This window comes from Rhizobium phaseoli (assembly GCF_010668805.1).
Taxonomy (GTDB): Bacteria; Pseudomonadota; Alphaproteobacteria; order Rhizobiales; family Rhizobiaceae; genus Rhizobium; species Rhizobium phaseoli_A.
Genome location: NZ_WUFT01000018.1, coordinates 51224 through 67762, shown reverse-complemented (window position 1 = coordinate 67762; position 16539 = coordinate 51224). Strand labels below are relative to the sequence as shown.

The 16539-nt window shown below is 61.7% G+C and carries 17 protein-coding genes; 7 read left to right on the top strand and 10 right to left on the bottom strand.

The features are described from left to right. Nucleotides 1-114 precede the first annotated feature (114 nt). The 7 genes from GR197_RS24550 to GR197_RS24520 all read left to right on the top strand — a co-directional run bounded on the left by GR197_RS24550 (nucleotide 115) and on the right by GR197_RS24520 (nucleotide 5854). On the top strand, nucleotides 115-366 hold the full coding sequence (locus tag GR197_RS24550) for a hypothetical protein (RefSeq protein WP_164014250.1): 252 nt from the start codon (nucleotides 115-117) through the stop codon (nucleotides 364-366). A 167-nt stretch (nucleotides 367-533) separates the two neighbouring features. Beyond that, complete coding sequence (locus tag GR197_RS24545) at nucleotides 534-1355, top strand: c-type cytochrome (RefSeq protein WP_164014248.1); 822 nt, start codon at nucleotides 534-536, stop codon at nucleotides 1353-1355. A gap of 143 nt (nucleotides 1356-1498) precedes the next feature. Continuing rightward, a complete protein-coding gene (grxD, locus tag GR197_RS24540) occupies nucleotides 1499-1834 on the top strand; it encodes a Grx4 family monothiol glutaredoxin (protein ID WP_164014246.1) in 336 nt (111 codons plus the stop codon). A gap of 138 nt (nucleotides 1835-1972) precedes the next feature. Next, nucleotides 1973-3178 carry a multidrug effflux MFS transporter gene (locus GR197_RS24535; RefSeq protein ID WP_164014244.1) on the top strand — a complete coding sequence of 402 codons (1206 nt, stop codon included), beginning with the start codon at nucleotides 1973-1975 and terminating at the stop codon, nucleotides 3176-3178. A 34-nt stretch (nucleotides 3179-3212) separates the two neighbouring features. Next, complete coding sequence (locus GR197_RS24530) at nucleotides 3213-4493, top strand: multidrug effflux MFS transporter (RefSeq protein ID WP_164014242.1); 1281 nt, start codon at nucleotides 3213-3215, stop codon at nucleotides 4491-4493. A gap of 20 nt (nucleotides 4494-4513) precedes the next feature. Then, nucleotides 4514-5353 carry an acyl-CoA thioester hydrolase/BAAT C-terminal domain-containing protein gene (locus tag GR197_RS24525; RefSeq protein WP_164014240.1) on the top strand — a complete coding sequence of 280 codons (840 nt, stop codon included), beginning with the start codon at nucleotides 4514-4516 and terminating at the stop codon, nucleotides 5351-5353. Between the two features lie 27 nt (nucleotides 5354-5380). After that, entirely contained in the window at nucleotides 5381-5854 is a 474-nt protein-coding gene (locus GR197_RS24520) for a GNAT family N-acetyltransferase (protein WP_164014239.1), read from the top strand. A 45-nt stretch (nucleotides 5855-5899) separates the two neighbouring features. Here GR197_RS24520 and GR197_RS24515 read toward each other — a convergent pair whose 3' ends face one another. The 10 genes from GR197_RS24515 to GR197_RS24470 form a co-directional block, all read right to left on the bottom strand. After that, nucleotides 5900-6724 (bottom strand): inositol monophosphatase family protein, encoded by an 825-nt coding sequence (locus tag GR197_RS24515; protein ID WP_164014237.1) that lies wholly within the window; start codon nucleotides 6722-6724, stop codon nucleotides 5900-5902. Between the two features lie 41 nt (nucleotides 6725-6765). Next, the gene (locus tag GR197_RS24510; protein ID WP_164014235.1) at nucleotides 6766-7593 is read right to left on the bottom strand and encodes an inositol monophosphatase family protein; all 828 of its coding nucleotides are present in this window, start codon (nucleotides 7591-7593) and stop codon (nucleotides 6766-6768) included. Between the two features lie 46 nt (nucleotides 7594-7639). Next, nucleotides 7640-8509: a tRNA 2-thiocytidine(32) synthetase TtcA gene (gene ttcA, locus GR197_RS24505; RefSeq protein WP_164014233.1), complete on the bottom strand. Its 870-nt coding sequence runs from the start codon at nucleotides 8507-8509 to the stop codon at nucleotides 7640-7642. Between the two features lie 57 nt (nucleotides 8510-8566). After that, nucleotides 8567-9496: a glutaminase gene (locus tag GR197_RS24500; RefSeq protein ID WP_164014231.1), complete on the bottom strand. Its 930-nt coding sequence runs from the start codon at nucleotides 9494-9496 to the stop codon at nucleotides 8567-8569. Between the two features lie 71 nt (nucleotides 9497-9567). Next, nucleotides 9568-10185, bottom strand: coding sequence for a 30S ribosomal protein S4 (gene rpsD / locus GR197_RS24495; protein WP_164014229.1), 618 nt, complete (start codon nucleotides 10183-10185; stop codon nucleotides 9568-9570). Nucleotides 10186-10409: 224 nt separating this feature from the next. After that, nucleotides 10410-11921, bottom strand: coding sequence for an ATP-binding protein (locus tag GR197_RS24490; protein ID WP_164014227.1), 1512 nt, complete (start codon nucleotides 11919-11921; stop codon nucleotides 10410-10412). Nucleotides 11922-12049: 128 nt separating this feature from the next. Next, a complete protein-coding gene (gene murI / locus GR197_RS24485; protein WP_164014225.1) occupies nucleotides 12050-12850 on the bottom strand; it encodes a glutamate racemase in 801 nt (266 codons plus the stop codon). Continuing rightward, on the bottom strand, nucleotides 12831-13661 hold the full coding sequence (locus GR197_RS24480) for an RNA methyltransferase (protein ID WP_164014223.1): 831 nt from the start codon (nucleotides 13659-13661) through the stop codon (nucleotides 12831-12833). Before GR197_RS24480 ends, murI begins: the two co-directional genes overlap by 20 nt. 4 nt (nucleotides 13662-13665) lie before the next feature. Continuing rightward, nucleotides 13666-15705 carry an FUSC family protein gene (locus GR197_RS24475; protein ID WP_204330371.1) on the bottom strand — a complete coding sequence of 680 codons (2040 nt, stop codon included), beginning with the start codon at nucleotides 15703-15705 and terminating at the stop codon, nucleotides 13666-13668. Between the two features lie 150 nt (nucleotides 15706-15855). Continuing rightward, a complete protein-coding gene (locus GR197_RS24470) occupies nucleotides 15856-16383 on the bottom strand; it encodes a hypothetical protein (protein WP_164014221.1) in 528 nt (175 codons plus the stop codon). Between the last annotated feature and the right edge of the window lie 156 nt (nucleotides 16384-16539).

Sequence of the window (16539 nt, the reverse complement as noted above, 5' to 3'; positions counted from 1 at the left end):
TCTGCCACTAATATCGGCAAAAAAGCAGCTTTGGTCTCGAAGCCGTCTTGCTAACCGAACTCTTCCGGAATTCAATAGCACCCATGTCGTTTCCACCACGAACGGAGGGGTTTTGTGGCCGATCTCGTCAAAGAATTGATATCAGGCGTCGTCGACAGCGTGCTGAAGGAAATCCTAAAGAAAACCACCGGCCGCGTTACGACGAAGCGCAAGAAGCGCAAAACGCGCAGCCCGGCGACGACGGCTGCAACGCGCAAGCCAACCTCGACCGCCCGCAAAACCACCGCAACCACACGCAAGCCCGCCCGCAAACAGGTGAGCAAGCGCCGCACCGCCGCCGGCCGCAGCCGCCAGCGCCGCAGCTAATGCGTGGTGCCCACGCCGGGCGTCGATCTTGCAGATTTCCAATATCCGCGCCGGCTCGATAAGCGCGGCAACGCAAAAGCCGGCGCTAACCTCTGCCGATTTCAAACGGATTGTGACGATGGAGCGCGGCGCGTCCGTCTCCAGAAGGCCATTGGGGGGCCGAGCCGATGAAACGTATTTTGAAAATTGTCCTTGCGGCCGTCGTCGCGATCTGTCTCATCGCCGTTGCCGGCGTCTACGCCCTGTCGGAGAGGCGCCTTTCCCGGACTTACGACATCGCGGCGGCCGATTTTGCCGTCAAGACGACGCTGTCCCCGGAAGAGGCCGAACGCCGCGGCCGCACACTGATGTGCGGCGGCTGCCATCACGATGCCGGCAACGTGCTGCTCGACGAGCCCGGCGTCGGCCGCATCGTCGCACCGAACCTGACCCGCTTCGTGCCGATGTACAGCGACGCCGAGCTCGTGCGTCTCATTCGCCACGGCGTCAAGAAGGACGGCACCGGCGTCTTCATCATGCCGGCCGGTAATTTCGCCGATATCACCGATGACGACATGGCGGCACTCATCGCCTGGCTTCGCACCCTGAAGCAGCTTCCCGACGCCGTGGCGGGAGGAACGCAATGGGGACCGCTCGGCCGAGTGGGCCTGGCGCTCGACAAGATCCCCTTCGAGGCCGATCTGGTGCCCGCCGTCATCACCCCCGCCGCCGCGCGCCCGGCCGATATCGGTGAATATGCCTTCAGGACCGATTGCAGCCACTGCCACAATCTCGATACGGCGAAACAGTCCGAAGCCTTTCTCGCCCCGGCGCTGAAGCCTCTGGCGCAATCCTATTCGGCTGCCGATTTCAAGACGCTGTTGCGCACCGGCAAGGGTGTCGGAGGCCGCGATCTCGGCGTGATGACGCAGGTTTCGCAGTGGGATTTCAAATATTTCACCGATACTGAAATCGAACAGATTCAGGCTTATCTCATCCACCAGCCGTAACGTGCCGGCACAAGCCCGGAGAGGCCTGCGATAATTGGTCTTTTTTTGGTTTCGGCGGCTGGAATTCCTGCTGCCGCATGCTATCTAAAGACAACGATTGAAACGGCGGGCCTTTAACCCGCCTGTTGAAAGGATTTGGATCTATGAGCGGCATTAACGAATTCATCGCCAACGAAATCAAGAGCAACGACGTCGTCCTCTTCATGAAGGGCACGCCGCAGTTTCCGCAGTGCGGTTTCTCCGGTCAGGTCGTGCAGATTCTCGATTACATCGGCGTCGACTATAAAGGCGTCAACGTGCTCGCCGATTCGGAAATCCGCCAAGCGATCAAGGAATATTCCAACTGGCCGACAATCCCGCAGCTTTACATCAAGGGTGAGTTTGTCGGCGGCTGTGACATCGTGCGGGAAATGTTCCAGGCCGGTGAGCTGCAGCAGCACCTCCAGGAAAACGGCATCACCGTGCGCGGCGCCGCCTGATCGGTCACCGGGCGTCCGCCCGGTTTCCAAATCTGTAATCTTGAGACCGAGGCGCTGCGGCTAGCAGCGCCTTAGCCTGTTTATGGGAATTTCATTGTGACAGATTCATCACAAGCCGTGTCCGCGGGCCGTCTGCCCATGGGCAAGCGAGAATTTATCGCGCTCGCCGCCTTCCTGATGGCCGTCAACTCTCTGGCGATCGATATCATGCTGCCGGCCTTGCAGCAGATCGGCGCGAGCCTCGGTGTCGAGAGCGAGAACCATCGCCAGTTCGTCGTCTCGACCTATCTGCTCGGCTTCGGCTGTGCCCAGCTGTTTTACGGGCCGCTGTCTGACCGTTTCGGCCGCCGCACGCCGCTTTTGATCGGTCTCGTCATATACATTCTCTCCGCCATCAGCATCGTCTTCGTCCCTACCTTCGCCGGGCTGCTCGCCCTGCGCTTCGTCCAGGGCGTCGGTTCGGCGGCAACCCGCGTCATCACCGTCTCCATTGTCCGCGATATCTATGGCGGCCGGCAGATGGCCGAAGTCATGTCGCTGATCATGATGGTCTTTATGATCGTGCCGGTGATTGCGCCGGGCACCGGCCAGATCGTTATGTTCTTCGGCAACTGGCACCTGATCTTCCTTTTCATCGCCGCCATGGCGACGGCTATCGCCATCTGGGCCTATCTCCGCCTGCCGGAAACCCTGCACCCCGCCAATGTCCGCCCCTTCACCGCCCGCTCGATCTTCGGCGCCTTCAAGCTGGTGCTGACCAATCGCACGGCGCTCTGCTACACTATTGCCAGCACCTTTATCTTCGGCGCACTGTTTGGCTTCATCAATTCGGCCCAACAGGTCTATGTCGGCATTTACGATCTCGGCGTCTATTTCCCCTTCGCCTTCGCCGGCGTGGCGATCTTCATGTCGCTGTCGTCCTTCTTCAATTCGCGCTTCGTCGGCAAGCTCGGCATGCGCCGCCTGTCGCACGGCTCGCTCCTCGGCTTCATCGCCATCAACACGATCTGGCTGATCGTCCAGATGGCGAGCTCCGAGCCGATGCCGTTTGCTCTGTTCATCTCCTTCTTCGGCCTTGCCATGTTCCAGTTCGGCTGGATCGGCTCGAACTTCAATTCGCTCGCCATGGAGCCGCTCGGCCACGTCGCCGGCACCGCCTCCTCCGTGCTCGGCTTCATGAGCACGGTCGGCGGCGCCCTGATCGGTGCCGGCATCGGCCAGGCCTTCGACGGCACCGCATTGCCGATGGTCGCCGGTTATTTCTTTGTGTCGATCATCGGCCTCGTCTTCGTGCTCATCGCCGAGAAGGGCCGCCTCTTCCAACCGCAGAACCCGGCCGTCTGACGGCCGGCCTCCTCCGCATCCGGGATTTCACCACATGACGCCGCCGCATAAGCCGCACCAGGAAAACCAGGGCTCTCGCCGCATCGGCATGGGCTTTGGCGAATTCGTCGTCACCATCGCCCTCATGACTGCCAGCGTCGCCATGGCGATCGACAGCATGCTGCCGGCATTGCCCAATATCGGCCATTCCCTCGGCGTCACCAATCCCAACGACGCGCAGCTGATTATCGGCGTGTTCTTCCTGGGCTTCGGCGTCTCGCAGATATTCTTCGGCAGCCTTTCGGATACGTTCGGCCGCCGAAACATCCTGCTCGGCGGCCTGGCCTGCTACGTCTTTGGAATGCTGGCCGCCGCAGCGACCGGCAGCTTCGAAATGCTGCTCATCATGCGTTTCGTCCAGGGTATCGGGGGTGCGGCCGTGCGCATCACAACCATGGCCATGGTGCGCGACTGCTTCGGCGGCCGCGAGATGGCCCGTGTCATGTCCTATGTGATGATTGTCTTCATGATCGTACCGATCGTTGCCCCTTCCGTCGGCCAACTCATCATCCTCTATGCCAACTGGCACTGGATCTTCATCCTGCTCGGCATCATCGCCATGATCCTCTTCGTCTGGGCTTTTCTGCGGCTGAAAGAATCGCTGCCGCCGGAAGAGCGGCTGCCGCTGTCGGTCGGCTCTGTCGTCGACGGCTTCAAGACCGTGCTTACCAACCGCATCACCTGCGGCTACATGATCGGTCTTACCATGTTTACCGGCGTCATCAGCGCTTACGTGATCTCGGTGCAGCAGGTGTTCGGCGAGGTCTATGGCCTTGGAGACTGGCTACCGATCGCCTTTGCGGCGACCGCCGGCGGCATCGCTGTGGCCAATTTCGCCAACGGCTTCTTCGTCCGCAAATTCGGCATGCGCCGCATCTCGCACGCCGCTTTGCTGATCTTCACGGCGCTGTCGGCCGCAGGCTTCTTCTATTCGCTGGCCGGCAAGCCGGATTTCGCCATCGCCTATGGCATCTTTACCATCGTGCTGATGATGTTTGCCGTGATCGCCACCAATTTCACCGCCATCAGCCTCGAGCCGATGGGCAATCTCGCCGGCACCGCCACCGCCATCACCGGCTTCGTCTCGACGACAGCAGGCGCCATCCTCGGCGGCCTGGTCGGCCAGATGTTCAACGGCACGGTGCAGCCGCTCTTCGGCGGCTTCGCGCTCTTTGGCGCGGTGACGATCGCGGCCACACTCTGGGCGGAGAACGGCAAGCTCTTCACCCATCCCGGCGACAGCCCGCAGCTCGATCCGGGTGCCGCCCACTTCTGACCTAAGCGGAGGGCTTGGTTTTGGATACAGAACATCACCGTCTCCCTCCGGAACTGCAGGGCGAGGTCTTTCATTCCGAACCGGACAATGGCACCGGCGTCGTAGTGCTTGCCGGCTCCAGCGGCCGGGTCGATACGGCCCGCGCCAGGTTGTTTGCCAGCCGAGGCGTAACGGCAATTGCCCTTCGCTGGTTCGGCGGCGAAGGTCAGGTGCCGGGCATTTGCGAGGTGCCGCTGGAAACCTTCTTCTCAGCCATCGACTATCTCGTGGAACTCGGCTGCAAACGCATCGTCCTGCTCGGAACCTCGAAAGGCGCCGAAGCCGCGCTGCTTGCGGCGGTCCACGATCCACGCATCAGCGCAGTCGTCGCAATGAGCCCGTCTTCAGTCGTATGGGGAAATATCGGTCCGGGTCCTGATGGCGTCAACTGGCCGGAACGCTCGTCCTGGACTTTGCAAGGCAGGCCGCTTCCCTTCGTACCGTCCGACCCTGATTGGGTGCGCGAATACAGGGACGGGCTCGTCGCCTATCGCGGCCTGTTTGAACGATGTCTCCATGTGCACCAATCCGAGATCGAGGCAGCGGCTATTCCCTTGGAGAGAACCAATGCTCGAATTCTGCTTGTAGCGGGATCCGATGACGCCCTTTGGCCGTCGGACAGATTTGCCGCATCGATTGTACAAAGGCGCGCGGACTCAGGCCTAGCTACGGAGCTTGTCCTCGGAAAAAATGCGGGCCACCGCATTCTGCTACCAGGCGAAACCACGCCCCGATCGTCGTTGCGTGCTCACGGTGGAAGTGATGAAGCCGATGCCGAATTAGGGCGGCAAGCGTGGGAACAAATTCTCGCGATCCTGTAGCGTAAGTGTGCGTGAAAGGCATTCTCGATGAACGACAGAATTCTGATCAGGGCCTACGCGCCAGGCGACGTGGGCGCAACGATTGACATTTTCCTGCGGGCCATCCGAGAAATCTCGTCGAAGGACTATTCAGCGACTGAGATCGATGCCTGGGCAAATGTCGAGGATCGGAACAGATGGGCGGAGCGAAGGATCAGCAGGCCTGCCTGGATGGCGGAATTTGACGGAAAGCCCGCAGGATTTTCGGATCTGACTGGCGACGGCTGCCTGGACATGATGTTCGTGCACCCCGAGTTTCAAGGGCTCGGCATCGCAAGCCGTCTGTTGCGCAGGGTCGAGGATGAAGCGCTGACGCTCGGCTTTGGCCGAATCTATACGGAAGCCAGCCGAACGGCCCGACCGTTCTTCGAGCGCAAAGGCTTCCGGGTGGTTACGAAGCAGATCGTCGAGAAACGCGGGCAGAGCCTGGAGAACTTCCTCATGGAGAAGCTCTGCGGATAATTTTCGGCAAAGTGGAACAAATGCCGCAGCGGGCCTTTCATGCCTTCAGACCGTGAAGACCTCACGCCGCAGCACGTCCCACGAGGCCTTGTCGGGGGCAATCAGCAGCCCGCCATCGAGATGATGCGGCAGGTAGGGCGAACCGTCGACGCGCGCCGCATGGGCGCCTGCCTCCTGCGAAATCAGCGTGCCGGCCAGGTGATCCCAGGGCATCAGCTTGTTGTACATCAGGTAATGCACATGGCCGCCGGCAAAGGTGCGGTATTCGTGAGCGGCGCAGCGGTAATTGGTGAGGAAGCGCACTTTGGCGAGATTGCCGAGCACCTCGGCCCGCTTCTCCTGCGGCAGGTAGCCGGTCGAGGCCATGCCGACCATCTGCTCGAGCGCGACAGGCTCGGCCACGCGCAGCCGCTGCGCCTCGCCATCCGGCCGGCGCAGCCAGGCGCCGCCGCCCTTTTCCGCCATCACCCAGTCGTCGCCCATCGGATCGTAGATGATGCCGGCAATGGTCTCGCCGCCTGATATGACCGCGGCCATGACGCCGAACGCCGGGATGCCTGAGGCGAAATTGAACGTGCCGTCGACCGGATCGACGACGATCGCCAGATCGGCATCGGCAAGCCTGCCGAGCAGCGCCGGGTCGGCCGCGACCGATTCCTCGCCGACGAACAGCGCGCCTGGCCAGAGCTGTGCGGCTTCCGTCTTGATCATCCGCTCGGCCTGCTCGTCGGCCTCGGTGACGAGATCGGTCGCCTCGCTCTTGGCGCGCACCTCATCCTGGCGGAGCCGACGGAAGCGCGGCAGGATCTCCGCTTTCGCCGCGCGGCGCAGCAGGTCGGCAAGAACGGCCACGTCGACAATCGCAGTCATGTCAAATCCTTTCGGTCCGGCCTTTTGGGAAAGGCCTTACATCAGTTGCCGATGATCTCGCGCCGGATCAACTGCCAACTTTCCTTATCGGGCGCAGAAATGATGCCGCCCGCGGTCTCGCCGGGGCGATAGGGCGTGCCGTCGAATTTCGCCGTATGGCCGCCGGCCTCCTGATGCGCGAGCACGCCGGCCAGGTGATCCCAGGGCATCAGCTTGGCATGGCCGATGAAATGCAGCTTGCCGGAGGCGACCATCCAATATTCATAGGCCGAGCAGTTGAAAGCAAAGGTCATTTTGATCTTTGCCATGTTGGCCGAGATGCGCGAACGATCCGGATCATCCATATGCCCCCACGAGATGCCGCCGACCATCTGGTTCAAGGAAGCAGGTTCCGCCACCTTCAACTTTGTCGACTGCCCATCCTGCCGCGTCAGAAAGGCGCCCGCGCCCTTGATCGCTGTCACGGTATCGCCGAGAACGGGATCGTGAATGATGCCGGCGACGGTTTCACCCCTGACTGTCACCGCAAGGATCGTCCCGAAGACAGGAAGCCCGGCGGCGAAATTGAAGGTGCCGTCGACAGGGTCGATAACGAAGGCAAGTTCGGCATCGGCAAGTGCCGGCACGACGGACCGGTCGGCGTCATAGGCTTCCTCACCGACGATAAGCGCCGCGGGAAAGCGCTCTTTCAGCGTCGCGGTAATCCTGTGTTCGGCAAGCAGGTCCGCCTGCGTCACCAGATCGATTGCCGAGGTCTTCTCCGAAACATCGGCAGTGCCGAGATTGCGGAAACGCGGCATGATTTCAGCGCGCGCTGCCTCCTTGAGGCAATCGCCGAGAAAGAGAATATCCTGATCTGAAATGCTCATGCGAAATCCTGCTCTTCATATAATAGCCAGCTGCTTAGCCGGACTTTTATGAAGGATCGGTGACACCAAGGGCGGAAAAGTCGAAAATTTTTGGATCGAGCAGATGCGATGGGTTCACATGTGAAAGCGCCCGCAGCATCGTATCCTTACGGCCTGGCATGCGCCGCTCGATATCGGCGAGCATATCTTTCATTGCATTGCGCTGCAGCCCGTCCTGCGAGCCGCAGAGATCGCAGGGAATGATCGGAAACTGCATGGCGGCGGCAAATTTCGCCAGGTCGTCCTCGGCGGCATAGGCGAGCGGCCGCAGCACCATCAGGTCGCCCTCGTCATTCAGAAGCTTCGCCGGCATCGAGGCAAGCCGTCCACCGTGGAAAAAGTTCATGAAGAAGGTTTCGAGAATGTCCTCGCGGTGGTGGCCGAGCACCAAAGCGTCGCAGCCCTCTTCGCGGGCGACGCGGTAAAGATTGCCGCGGCGCAGCCGCGAACAGAGCGAGCAATAGGTCGCCCCTTCCGGCACCTTCTCCTTCACGATCGAATAGGTGTCGCGATATTCGATCCGGTGCCGGACGCCGATCTTCGTCAGATAATCCGGCAGCACATGTTTGGGAAAATTCGGCTGCCCCTGGTCGAGATTGCAGGCAATGAGCTCGACCGGCAGCAGCCCGCGCCATTTGAGATCGAGCAGCAGCGCCAACAGCCCATAAGAGTCCTTGCCTCCGGAAAGACCGACCAGCCAGCGTCTCTGCCCTTTCAGCATGTCGAAATCGTCGAAGGCCTGGCGCACCTGCCTGAGCAGCCGCTTGCGCAGCTTGTTGAAGGAGACCGAGCGCGGCGCATCGGCAAAAGGCGCATGGCCGCCAATGTCGGCCTCGCCACTCTCCAACTCGTCGGCGATATTGGCTGCGATATTCATTGCGTCGTCCTATCGAGATCTATCTGCCTTAGCAGAAACGAGTTCGGTAACACAGCGTCAATCGCCGAAAACTGACCAGCCGGTGCGTGCCGCCAGCATCTCCAGCGCCACGGCACCGAGCTGCGAGTTGCCGACTTTGTTCAGCCCCGGCGACCAGACCGCGATAGAGGCAATGCCCGGCGCCACCGCGAAGATGCCGCCGCCGACGCCGCTCTTTCCGGGCAGGCCGACATGATAGGCAAAGTCGCCCGAGCCATCGTAATGGCCGCAGGTCAACATCAGCGCATTGATGCGCCGCGCCCGCTTCGGCGAGACCACCGAATGGCCGGTCATCGGATTGCTGCCGCGCGCCGCCAGGAACAGGCCGGCGCGGGCCAGCTGCTCGCAGCTCATCGACAGGGCGCATTGATGGAAATAGACGCCGAGCACATGGTCGACAGGATGGTCGAGATTGCGGTAGGCGCGCATGAAGTTGGCAAGCGCGACATTGCGATATCCCGTCTGCGTCTCCGAGCGCGCCACCCTGTCATCGATGCTGATCGACTCGTCATCGGCGAGATAGCGCACGAAGCGCAGCAGCTCGCCGATTGCCTCGCGCGGCGCATGGCCGGCCATGACGACGTCGCTGACGGCGATCGCGCCGGCATTGATGAAGGGATTGCGGGGGATGCCGCCCTCGTGCTCGAGCTGGACGATCGAATTGAAAGCCGATCCGGAAGGTTCGCGCCCGACGCGCTTCCAGAGTCCCTCGCCGACTTTGCCGAGCGCCAACGTCAACATGAAGACCTTCGATATGCTCTGGATCGAAAAGGCGATATCGGCATCGCCGACGCGATAGACCTTGCCGTCGACGGTGACGATCGCCATGCCGAACTGCTTCGGATCGACCTTGGCAAGCTCGGGAATATAGTCTGCGACCTTACCCTCGCCGATGCGCGGCAGGATATCGCTGTAGATACTATCGAGGGTCGCCTGCAAATCCGCCATCGCTTCTCTCCGGATAACAAAAAAGCCGCCCGAAAGAGCGGCTTTTCCATATGCGAAAACGCCTGGTTTTATTAACGCGAATAAAATTCGACGACCAGTTGCGGTTCCATGACGACCGGGAACGGAACGTCGCTGAGCGTCGGGACGCGGCCGAAGGTAGCAACCATCTTGTGGTGATCGGCTTCGATATAGTCCGGAACGTCGCGCTCGGCGAGGCTCACGGCTTCCAGAACGGTCACCAGCTGCTTCGACTTTTCGCGAACTTCGATGACGTCGCCGGCCTTGCAGCGGTAGGAACCGATGTTGACGCGCACACCGTTGACGGTGACGTGGCCGTGGTTGACGAACTGACGGGCAGCAAAGACCGTCGGAACGAACTTGGCGCGATAGACGATTGCGTCGAGACGCGATTCCAACAGGCCGATCAGGTTTTCAGAGGTGTCGCCCTTGCGGCGGTCGGCTTCGGCGAAGATCGCGCGGAATTGCTTTTCGCGCAGGTCACCGTAATAGCCCTTGAGCTTCTGCTTGGCGCGCAGCTGCACACCGAAGTCCGAAAGCTTGCCCTTGCGGCGCTGGCCGTGCTGGCCGGGGCCGTATTCGCGGCGGTTCACCGGGGACTTCGGACGGCCCCAGATGTTTTCGCCCATACGGCGGTCGATTTTGTACTTGGACGATTCGCGCTTGCTCATCGTATTTCCTTTCAAAGGTTTCTGCCGGTTTGTTGCCAAACCGCGCGAAGGAAACACGCCCTCCTCTGATCTCTTGCAAGATCTGACAGGATGTTCCGGTTAGCGAACAGGAACGATCCACGGGACATGTCAAATGAAACACCGGACATTGCTGCCCGGTGCTTGGGGCGGTGTTTAGAAGGCCGTCATGAAAATGTCAACAGAGGCAAAGCCCGAAAGCGCTACTATTCCGCAGCCAGCGGCCGATCGCCTGTATCGGGCGCGTTGGCGTCGCCCGGCGCCGTCTGGCAATTCATGTCGGGGAAAGCCACGATACGCTTGCCGGAAAAATCCGTGTGCACGACAATGCTGCCCTGCTCCTCGAAATACCCGAGCAGGCGCCGCGCACGGCGGGCGGAATGGGTGCCGTAGGCGCGCGCAATGCGCGCGTCCGACGGGCATGGCTCGCCGCAGACGGCCGCCTTGGCGAGCATCAGGAAGACACCCTGCAGGTCGTCGGTGACATTGGATGACAGCGATAGCGCCGTTGCCCAGGAATCGCTCACTGCGGTTTCCGCATCGACGCCGGAGCGCGAGATTGCCACACGCCGACGGAAATCCGGCAGCGCGATCGGCGGTCCCGGCACGCGCCGCATTCGCAGCCGAACGAGAAAATCCTGGTAGAGCACCGAATCGGTGCGGAAGGCAGAGGTGGGATCGTCGAGTATTTCGGCAAACACCCCGGCAAGGCGCTCTTCCCGCTCCTCGGCGGAAACCTCCATTTGGCTCGCCCTCACCTCGGCCGGCGCTGCGGATGCCACAGGCGTCGAGCGCGAGAGTTCAGCGAGAATGTCGGTCGTTGGCCGCGGCGCCGGCGGCGCGCGGCGCACCGGCGGACGGAGAAACTCCTCCGGATCGGGCGTGAAAATCAGGTCCTCGACATCCTGCGGTGCATCCGGCAGCGGCATCAGCTTCGGGCTGGAGGAACGCGCCGAGGTTTCCACCGCGCCGATCTGGATCGGCAGCGGTCGGCGAGAAAGAGCCGGTCCAAGCGCAACGAAATTGCCGCGCTTTAAGTCGCGGAACATTTCGGCCTGGCGTCGGTCCATGCCGAGCAGGTCGGCGGCGCGTGCCATATCGATATCAAGAAAGGTGCGGCCCATCAGGAAGTTGGAGGCCTCGGCGGCGACGTTCTTGGCGAGTTTGGCGAGCCGCTGTGTCGCGATGACGCCGGCAAGCCCGCGCTTGCGGCCCCGGCACATCAGGTTGGTCATTGCCCCGAGCGACATTTTGCGCGCATCTTCCGAGACGTCGCCGCCGACCGAAGGTGCAAACATCTGCGCCTCGTCGACGACAACGAGAACCGGATACCAGTATTCGCGATCGGCATCGAACATGCCGTTGAGGAAGGCTGCGGCAGCCCGCATCTGCTGTTCGATGTCGAGACCTTCGAGCGTCAGCACGCAGGAAACGCGATGCTGGCGAATACGGTTGGCAATGCCGGCCAATTCCGCCTCGGTGCGCTCCCCGTCGACGACGACATGGCCGAACCTGTCGCTGAGCGTGACGAAATCACCCTCGGGATCGATGATGACCTGCTGCACCCATTGCGCGGATTGTTCGAGCAGGCGGCGCAACAGATGCGACTTGCCCGATCCGGAATTGCCCTGCACCAGCAGACGGGTCGCCAGCAGCTCCTCGATATCGAGCGCCGCCGGGCTGCCGGACGCCAATCCCATATCGATGCCAACCTGCAATGCTGATCCTCGCGACGAAGAGACTCACATGAACGAAGCGCCATTCTTCCGAAACGGCAGCGCCCCGTCTATCAAAGAATGCGCTTATTTTCAGGGCCAGATTTCGCCAACCCACAGGACAATTCCTCTCACGCCCTCAACCCGAAACCCTGCATCAGCCGCCGCGTCGCAAAATCCTGTTGGCCGGAGGTGAAGACGGCAAAGTCGAAATTGTCGGGATGTACGGCATCGGCGACCAGCGGCACCAGCGTGCGGGCGCGGCGCGCGATCGCCTCGGCCGGATCGAGCCAGTCGACCGGCCAGGGCGCAAGCCGCCGGAATAGATTGGCCATGAAAGGATAATGCGTGCAGGCAAGCACGACGATATCGGTCTTCCGACCGTCCTTCTCGACGAAGCATTGGTCGATTTCGGCAAGCACGGCCTCGTCGGAGACGGCGTCGCCGCGAATATAGGCTTCTGCCATCCGCGCCAGGTTCTCCGAGCCGACGAGGCGAACGTGGCATTGCTGCGCGAAGGACTGGATGAGATCGCGCGTATAGGCCCGCTTCACCGTACCCGGCGTTGCGAGTACCGAGACCAGACCCGAGCGCGTCCGCTCCGCTGCCGGCTTGATCGCCGGCACGGTGCCGATGAAGGTCATCTGAGGATAGGCGGCGCGCAGATCGGCTCCAACAAGCGTGAAGGCGGTATTGCAGGCAATGATGCAGACCTCGGGATCGTGATCCGTCAGCAGCTTGCCGAAAAGCCCGACCACCCGTTCCTTCAGCGCCTGTTCCTCCCAGCCGCCATAGGGAAAGCCGGCATCGTCGGCGACATAGATGAAGCCGCGTTCTGGCATCAGCACGCGCGCTTCCCGCAGGACGGTCAGCCCGCCAATGCCGGAATCGAAGACGAGGATCGGTTTCAGCTCATGCGTCGGTGCTGTCATCAGGCGGTGTTTCCTTGGCCGCTGTCGGGAACCGGCCGCCGCGCGGGCTCTTGCGCGAGAAACGGTCGAGGGAGGAGATGACGCCGCGCAACACGCTGATTTCCTGCTCCGAGAAAGCCCGGCGAGATAGGACCGCACGCAGATTGTCGATCATTTTGGGCTTTTTCCCGGCAGGATGGAAATATCCGCGGGCATCGAGCGCCTCTTCCAGTTGGTCGAACAGGCCAAAGAGCTGTTCCTTGGTCGAGGGCGTCTGTCCCATTGCCTGAAAGGGCACCGCGCCGATATTCTCCATCCCGGATTTCATCCATTCATAGGACATCAGCAGCACGGCCTGGGCGATATTCAAAGAGGCAAAGGCCGGGTTGACGGGAAAGGTGACGATCTCGTCGGCAAGCGCCACCTCCTCATTGGTTAGCCCCCAGCGCTCACGCCCAAAGAGGATCCCGGTCCCCTCGCCCGCCCGGAACCTCGCCCGCAGCGTTTCGGCGGCGATGACCGGCGAGCGGACCGGCTTGAAGCCGTCGCGCTCACGCGCCGTCGTCGCATAGACGAAATTGAGATCGGCGACCGCCTGCTCCAGCGTATCGTAGACCTTGGTCGCCGCGATCACATGATCGGCCTTGGAGGCGGTCGCCTGCGCCTTCTCGTTCGGCCAGCCGTCGCGGGGATTGACGAGGCGCAGTTCGGCAAGACCGAAATTCGCCATGGCGCGCGCCACCATGCCGATATTCTCACCCATCTGCGGCTCGACCAGAATGATGGCCGGCCCTTCTGCCAGAAGTTGACGCTCGCTGTTCGTGCCTGCCATGGTCTTATCCCTGTTTCGAGCGCGCAATAGCCTTGCCCGCCGCAAACGGCAAGACGTCGGCCTGCGGATAGAGCCTTTCCAACGCCGAACCGATCATCTCGAGCCCCAGCCTGGCACCCTCCCGCGACAGCGGCAGATGCCGGCCTGTCGTTCGCGATGTCTTGCGCTCGATCAGGAAACAGCTCGAACCACGCCGGGCTGCCGTATCGATCATCGCCAGCTCCGCCGCGATCAAGGTCTTCAGAGTCTCATCCGCTGCCGGCCTGTCGTAGCTCTTCGCCAGGATGCGCGCCCAGTAGGTGCAGGACAGGAAGATCGCCAGTGTCTGGCGGATCTGGCCCGGCCGGGTCACCACCGACCAGGAAGACCCGAGCGGCCGTGCTGTCACCGTCACATCCCGGTAGCAGGCATCGATCTTCTGCGACAGGGCGATCAGCTCGAAACCGCTCTTGCCCTCGCCGATCGCGCCAAGCAGCTCACGCAGAGCCTGGAACCAGCGCGCGAGTGCGGCATCGAGCGCGCCGCGTGTGCGCGTGGGGAAGATGAGGAAGGCGACCGCCGTTCCGGCCGCCGCGCCGATCATGGTCTCGCCGATGCGCAGCTTCAATAGATCGAGCGTCAGCACACCGGTCATGCCGTAGACCAGGCAGAGCACGATCGAGATGAAAAAGGTCATCGTCGCGTAGGAAACCTGCAGGAAATAGAAGGCGAGGAAGATGCAGACGACGGCAACCGGAATGGCGATATCAGGCTCGCCTGAAAGCAGCGTTGCCAGCACAAGGCCGATCGCGATCCCGAACACGGTACCGAGCGAGCGCGACAATGCCCTCATAGCCGTGTCGCCGCGCGAATTGGTGTTGGTGAAGACGAGGAAGGAAGCAAGCACCGCCCAGAACCAGCGTTCGCGCGACAAGAGCAGGCCGAAGCTCATGGCGATTGCCGAGGCGACCGTAATCTGCAGCGCCAAGCGCAGCAGCGGATTGGCGAATGAAAAGTCGATCGGCTGGGATTGCGCCGTGTCGCTGACCGTATAGATGCCGGAAAAACCGTTGGCCTGTCCTTCGTCGATCGCCTGCGTCAGTTGCTGCCGCGCCTCGCCGAGCCAGAGAAGCGCCCTCACCGTTTCGCCTTGCGGCTGATCCCTGATCGTTTCGGCCATTCCCTCAAATCTTACAAGTTCCGATTTGTCGGCCTCGATCACGGCGTGAACGAGCGCGAATGGCGGCGGGCTCTGGAAGCTGAGCACGATCGCGCTCTCGGCGGCAAGATGCGCATCGAAGAGCCGGATCGCCAGTTCGGCGGCGGGGTCGGCGGCACCGTCGAAGACGCCTGCCGGCGGGCGCGGGATGAAGGTTTCGGCCATCAGCACCACCTCCTTCAGCCGGTCTTCCAGCTGGCGCAGTTCCTGCCGATCGGCTTCGCCAATCTCTGCACTCCCGGCAAGCGCGGCAAGTTTGAAGAGGATCTGGTTGATCCGGCCGCGCACGCTTTCGAGTGCGCGCAGCAGGTCGCGCCGCCAGTCGTCGGGCAGCAGCACCGCCCTCACCAGATGGCCGAGCAGCACCGCAACGACGGGACCGATCGCCACATCAGGCAGATCGACCAGCGAAGGCCGGAAATAGGCGCCCATGAAATAGGACGTGAAGGCGAACATGCCGATCGCAAAACCGCGCGGCCCGAACACGCGACCCGCAGATGCAAGCGCGATCACCACCAGGAAGACGAGATCGGAAAGGAAACGGCGATCCTCAAGCCCGGCCGCGATCCCGACGACGGCAAGGCTCACCGCACAACCGAAGAGCCGCGTCACCAGCTGGCGCGCATTGCCCTTGTCGCGAACGGCGATTCCGCCTTCGATCGACAGCACGATGCCGAGGCCGAAAGCCGCGGTCGGCAGCGGCAGGATGAGAGCTTTGATGGCAAGCAGGATCAAAAATGAAAGGACGATCGTCAGCGTCACCCGCGATGCCATGCGCAGGCGCGAGAGCGCCGGATCGTTGGCAAGCAGCCAGTCGCGGAACTGAAATCCGGAAAACAAATGCAAGAGCCCTCATGCCACGCAAGGATCGACAGATACCGCCGATAGAGCGGAAATCAAACCATCGGAGAACCGATCGGAACAATCGCCCGGGATCGAATCCCCGACATCGATCGCCCGTCATCAATCACCCGACATCAATCCAATGTCGCGCGCCTATTGGCCCTTGGCAATCAGCGCCATCGTCGCCTTCAGGGAATCACGTGCCTGCGTTTCGATATTCTCGGTGACGATATCGTCGATCACCGCCTGGCCAGCCTCCTCGACCACCTCGAAACGAACGGTCGTATAGTCTTTGGCATCGGGCGCGTCCGAGCAGGCGGACTTCTTGAAGCGCACCGTCACCTCGGTCGTGCCATCGACCGGCGGTGCCGCCGTTGTGGTTATGTCCTCCAGCGGGCATGCATCCTGGCCGTTGACGATAACGTCATAGTCGAACGGCGATATGCCGTCGTCATCGGCTGCCGGAAACTGCGCGGCCGCATGGTATCGCGCGACGAAGTCCTTGCTGTAGAGATGATCGAGCCGGCTCGCATCGAAGATGTCGGTCCAATCATTGTTGTTGTCGGCCCAGTTGCTCCCGGTCGCATCCATGATCTCCTTCACCGGAGCGGTGGCATCGGCCGCATGGGCGGCGCCTGAAAGCGCGATAAGGCTTGCGATAACAATGGCGATCGTCTTCATGGTCGAATGTTCCGGACGGGCAAATCAAGGCGGACACTAGCCGGATTCGAGCGCTTGGCAATGCCTGCAAAAACGCATTGTGAAACCCGTTGCAGCTTTGCGTTCCAGGTTCACAATGCTATAGCGCTCCTCATCACGTCACCCACCTGGGACCCC

Coding starts and splice junctions, on each gene's coding strand:
- GR197_RS24510 (WP_164014235.1), bottom strand. CDS start 7,593: ATGAGCATTTCAGATCAGGATATTCTCTTTCTCGGCGATTGCCTCAAG.
- GR197_RS24515 (WP_164014237.1), bottom strand. CDS start 6,724: ATGACTGCGATTGTCGACGTGGCCGTTCTTGCCGACCTGCTGCGCCGC.
- GR197_RS24480 (WP_164014223.1), bottom strand. CDS start 13,661: ATGGCAGGCACGAACAGCGAGCGTCAACTTCTGGCAGAAGGGCCGGCC.
- rpsD (WP_164014229.1), bottom strand. CDS start 10,185: ATGAGCAAGCGCGAATCGTCCAAGTACAAAATCGACCGCCGTATGGGC.
- GR197_RS24520 (WP_164014239.1), top strand. CDS start 5,381: ATGAACGACAGAATTCTGATCAGGGCCTACGCGCCAGGCGACGTGGGC.
- murI (WP_164014225.1), bottom strand. CDS start 12,850: ATGACAGCACCGACGCATGAGCTGAAACCGATCCTCGTCTTCGATTCC.
- grxD (WP_164014246.1), top strand. CDS start 1,499: ATGAGCGGCATTAACGAATTCATCGCCAACGAAATCAAGAGCAACGAC.
- GR197_RS24470 (WP_164014221.1), bottom strand. CDS start 16,383: ATGAAGACGATCGCCATTGTTATCGCAAGCCTTATCGCGCTTTCAGGC.
- ttcA (WP_164014233.1), bottom strand. CDS start 8,509: ATGAATATCGCAGCCAATATCGCCGACGAGTTGGAGAGTGGCGAGGCC.
- GR197_RS24530 (WP_164014242.1), top strand. CDS start 3,213: ATGACGCCGCCGCATAAGCCGCACCAGGAAAACCAGGGCTCTCGCCGC.
- GR197_RS24500 (WP_164014231.1), bottom strand. CDS start 9,496: ATGGCGGATTTGCAGGCGACCCTCGATAGTATCTACAGCGATATCCTG.
- GR197_RS24535 (WP_164014244.1), top strand. CDS start 1,973: ATGGGCAAGCGAGAATTTATCGCGCTCGCCGCCTTCCTGATGGCCGTC.
- GR197_RS24545 (WP_164014248.1), top strand. CDS start 534: ATGAAACGTATTTTGAAAATTGTCCTTGCGGCCGTCGTCGCGATCTGT.